The 3,299-nt window shown below is 65.4% G+C and carries 5 protein-coding genes; 2 read left to right on the top strand and 3 right to left on the bottom strand.

Annotated elements, in window-relative coordinates:
* Positions 1 to 814 (top strand): ABC transporter permease (locus tag ELR45_RS39735; protein ID WP_205857592.1); only part of this gene is annotated, 814 nt, incomplete at its 5' end.
* A gap of 19 nt (positions 815 to 833) precedes the next feature.
* On the opposite strand, the gene ELR45_RS30725 is transcribed toward ELR45_RS39735, so the two are convergent.
* Together ELR45_RS30725 and ELR45_RS30720 are read right to left on the bottom strand one after the other, a co-directional pair.
* Entirely contained in the window at positions 834 to 1,916 is a 1,083-nt protein-coding gene (locus tag ELR45_RS30725) for a PIN domain-containing protein (RefSeq protein WP_129669692.1), read from the bottom strand.
* Between the two features lie 33 nt (positions 1,917 to 1,949).
* Entirely contained in the window at positions 1,950 to 2,315 is a 366-nt protein-coding gene (locus ELR45_RS30720) for an MmcQ/YjbR family DNA-binding protein (protein WP_129669691.1), read from the bottom strand.
* Between the two features lie 61 nt (positions 2,316 to 2,376).
* Here ELR45_RS30720 and ELR45_RS30715 point away from each other — a divergent pair, with 61 nt between their 5' ends.
* Entirely contained in the window at positions 2,377 to 2,928 is a 552-nt protein-coding gene (locus tag ELR45_RS30715) for a GNAT family N-acetyltransferase (RefSeq protein ID WP_129669690.1), read from the top strand.
* 38 nt (positions 2,929 to 2,966) lie between these two features.
* On the opposite strand, the gene ELR45_RS30710 is transcribed toward ELR45_RS30715, so the two are convergent.
* Positions 2,967 to 3,299, bottom strand: a 333-nt coding sequence (locus tag ELR45_RS30710) for an MmcQ/YjbR family DNA-binding protein (RefSeq protein WP_205857591.1), incomplete at its 5' end; no start/stop codon positions are given.

Genomic DNA, 3,299 nt, shown 5'->3' with positions numbered 1-3,299 from the left:
CACAACGACGGCGTTGTCTCGCTACCGCGAGAGCGGCAAGACGAAGATCGACTCGACACCCGCGCTGGTGCTGGGTCCCGACGCCGATGCGATCCTCGACCTTGACGTACGGGAGGGCAGCCTCTCCGAGCTGAGTGGCGCCACAGTCGCGGTCTCGACCTCCGGCATCGGCTCTGGGAAGGAGGTAGGCGAGCACATCGACCTGATACTCGGAGACGGAGCGAACGTGCGTGCCCGGGTGGTCGCCGTCTACAGGCGAGGGCTGGGTTTCGGTGATGTGGTGCTCTCCCGTGACCTGGTCAGAGGCCACACGACGACGGCACTCGACTCGAGCATCCTGGTGCGGCTCGACCACGAACGGGCGGAACGTGAACTGACCGCCATCGCAACGTTGTGGCCGGGCGTGGAGATCCATGACGCCGACGTCGGGCCACTCCTCGGAGGCACGCCACCGCAGGTGTGGGTGAACCTGGGCGTGCTCGCCGTGTTGCTGGGCTACGTTCTGGTGGCCGCCGCGAACAAGCTCGCCGCCACGACGACGGGACGCCGCGACGAACTCACGTTGCTTCGCATGATCGGTGCCACTCCGCGGCAGGTACGCGCGATGATCCGTCGTGAGGCCGGGCTGATCGCCGCGGTCGCACTGGTCACCGGGGTCGCCCTCTCTGCCGTGCCGCTCGCCTTGCTGGGCGTGGGCTTCCTTGGGCGGCCATGGCCCGCGGGTCCGGCATGGTTGCTCCCGGTGACCGCTGCCGTCATCACAGCCATCGCCTGGATCGCGATCGTCGTCCCTGCCCGGCGTATCCTCCGGTGACGCGGAGATACCTCACCGTCTACGTCTGAATGGTGAGCATGTAGTCGTCCGCCCCGCTGTCCCAGGTCAGCCGCACCACACCGCTGGTCTCGGCCGCCTTGCAGAACTGAAGGAAGCTGCGGTATCCGAGCTTCTTCTCACTGAATGCGGGACGGACCTTGCGCAGTTGGTTCTTCAGACCGGACAGGGCCACACGTCCGTCGCCGAGATCCGTGATGACCGATCTCAGCAGCCCGAACGCCTCCTCCCGGTCACCGTGCTCCGGAAGCGAGACGTCTGGATCGCCCTTCGCCGGCCCATCCGCCAGCTCCACCACGTTGCGGGCGGCGAGGTGACGAAGCAGCTCGCCGAACGCACGGAACCCGTAGTCCAGCTCGCTGAACGTCGGGTCCTTGCGCAGCAGGGTGCGTTTCAGCATCGACGCGTTGACCTGGCCGCTCGAGCTCTGCTGCAATCCGGCGACGGTCTGCGCGACGAGAACGGCGAGCGTGTCGACGTCTCCCGAATCAGTTGCCACCGGATCAGCGTCGGACTCCGGCTCCGACTCCGGCTCCGGCTCGGCCGGCTCCGGCACCGGCTCCAGAGCCCGCCGGGGGCGGCGCTTCTCACTACTGGCGACCGGCACCTCGATGCCTTCAAGCCTGTCGTAGTAGAGGAACTCGTCGCACGCGGGCGGCAGCAGCCTCGACGTCGACTTCTCCACCCCGACGCCGATCACGCGCTTGTTGAGCTCCCGGAGCTTGTGCACCAGTGGAGTGAAGTCGCTGTCCCCCGTACAGATCACGAAGGTGGAGATGTAGACACGTTCGAAGGCCATCTCGACGGCGTCGACGGCCATCTTGATGTCCGCGGCGTTCTTCCGTGAGCTGCCCATGCGCTGCGGCATCTCGATCAGCTCCACGTGTGACCGGGTCAGCATCCGCCGGTCTTCGTCGAAGTACGACCAGTCGGCATAAGCGCGCCGGAACACGAGGCGCCCGCGTTCGGCTAGGGCGTCGGCGATCGGGCGGAAGTCGAACCGCATCCCGCCCAGGTGTTCGCGCGCCCCGAGCGCGAGGTTCTCATAGTCGAGGAAGACGGCCAGACGATCTTCTAGTTCCACGAGATCAGCGTACGCGCGTGGTCCAGGCCACGCTCACTTCGCCGCATCGACCTGGGCGACCAGGGATTTCGGGGCGACGACACAGTAGGCGTCGATCACCAGCTCGCGGACTTCTTCCCAGTCGACATCCACGTCCAGGTACACGCCGGCCCAGCCCCGATGGCCCACGTACGGCGGCCGGAAATACCTCTCCGGGTCCGACGTGACCAGCGCCTCCTGCGCGCCGGGCGGCGCTGCGCACCAGAACGCCAGCCGATCGTCATGATGATGGTCGGCGTACATGACGAATGTCTTCTTATCCCGTATGAACCATGTGGGCTCACCGTGGCTGAGCCGCTCCGTGGTCTCCGGAAGCGAAAGACAGAATCGTCGCAACCGTTCCAGGGGATCCTCGCCCATCCAGCCATTGTGGCACCGAAATCCGCTTGTACCGCGCGGGCGTGCATGTTACGCATTCCTGGTGATCAATACCGAGGCCATCGTGACCAAGCCGACCTTGACCGGGCAGCGCGTCAGACTCGCCCCGTTGGCGCCCCGTCACACGGAGGCGACGTTCAAGTCGCTTAGGGATCCAGAGGTTCTCCGGCTGACCGGCACACACACCGTGTTCACCCGTGAGCAGATCGAGCGCTGGTGCGCGACCCGAGCCGACCAGGAGGACCGGCTCGATATGGCGATCGAAGACGTCCACACCGGTGAGTATGCGGGCGAGCTGAGCCTCAATGGGATCGACACCGACAACGAGTCGGCCGGATTCCGTATCGCGCTGATCTCGGAGTTCCAGGGTCAAGGATTCGGCCCGGAGTCCACCCGCCTCATCCTCAGCTATGCGTTCGACGTCATCGGCCTGCACCGGGTTCAACTAGAAGTCTTCTCGTTCAACGAACCAGCTATCCGGTCATACGAGAAGTGCGGGTTCGTCCTCGAAGGTCGGATGAGGGACGCGCTGCTGTGGGACGGCCAACACCACGACACGTTGATCATGGGCATCCTCCGTTCCGAATTGCGCTGAGCGTTTCCCTTCGCCTCGTTCCCGGTGGACATCGACACCTATCCGGCGTCGAGGGTCTTCCGGAGCCGGGCCGGCGCTTTGACACGCCAGGACTCTTCGACGAGCTCCGCCAGCTGATCAGGTTCGACGCGGTCGAGGTCGATCAGTATGGCGCCGTAGCCGTCGTAGTGCGGCGTCGTGTAGAAGGCTGGATGCCCGGACGCGAGTAGCGCCTCCTTCTCGGCCAGATCACACATCAGAACCAAGCCCCCTTCGGCCTCGGTCCGCAACCGCGCGAAACCCTTCCCGGCCACCTTGAGCGACGGCGTCCGGTACCACGTGGATTCCTCCACCTCGGGCAGCGCTGACCCCAAAGCGACTACCTCTTCCCA

This window comes from Phytoactinopolyspora endophytica (genome assembly GCF_004138495.1).
GTDB lineage: Bacteria > Actinomycetota > Actinomycetes > Jiangellales > Jiangellaceae > Phytoactinopolyspora > Phytoactinopolyspora endophytica.
The sequence above is the reverse complement of the archived record's forward strand: the minus strand, read 5'-3'. Positions and strand labels throughout refer to the sequence as shown.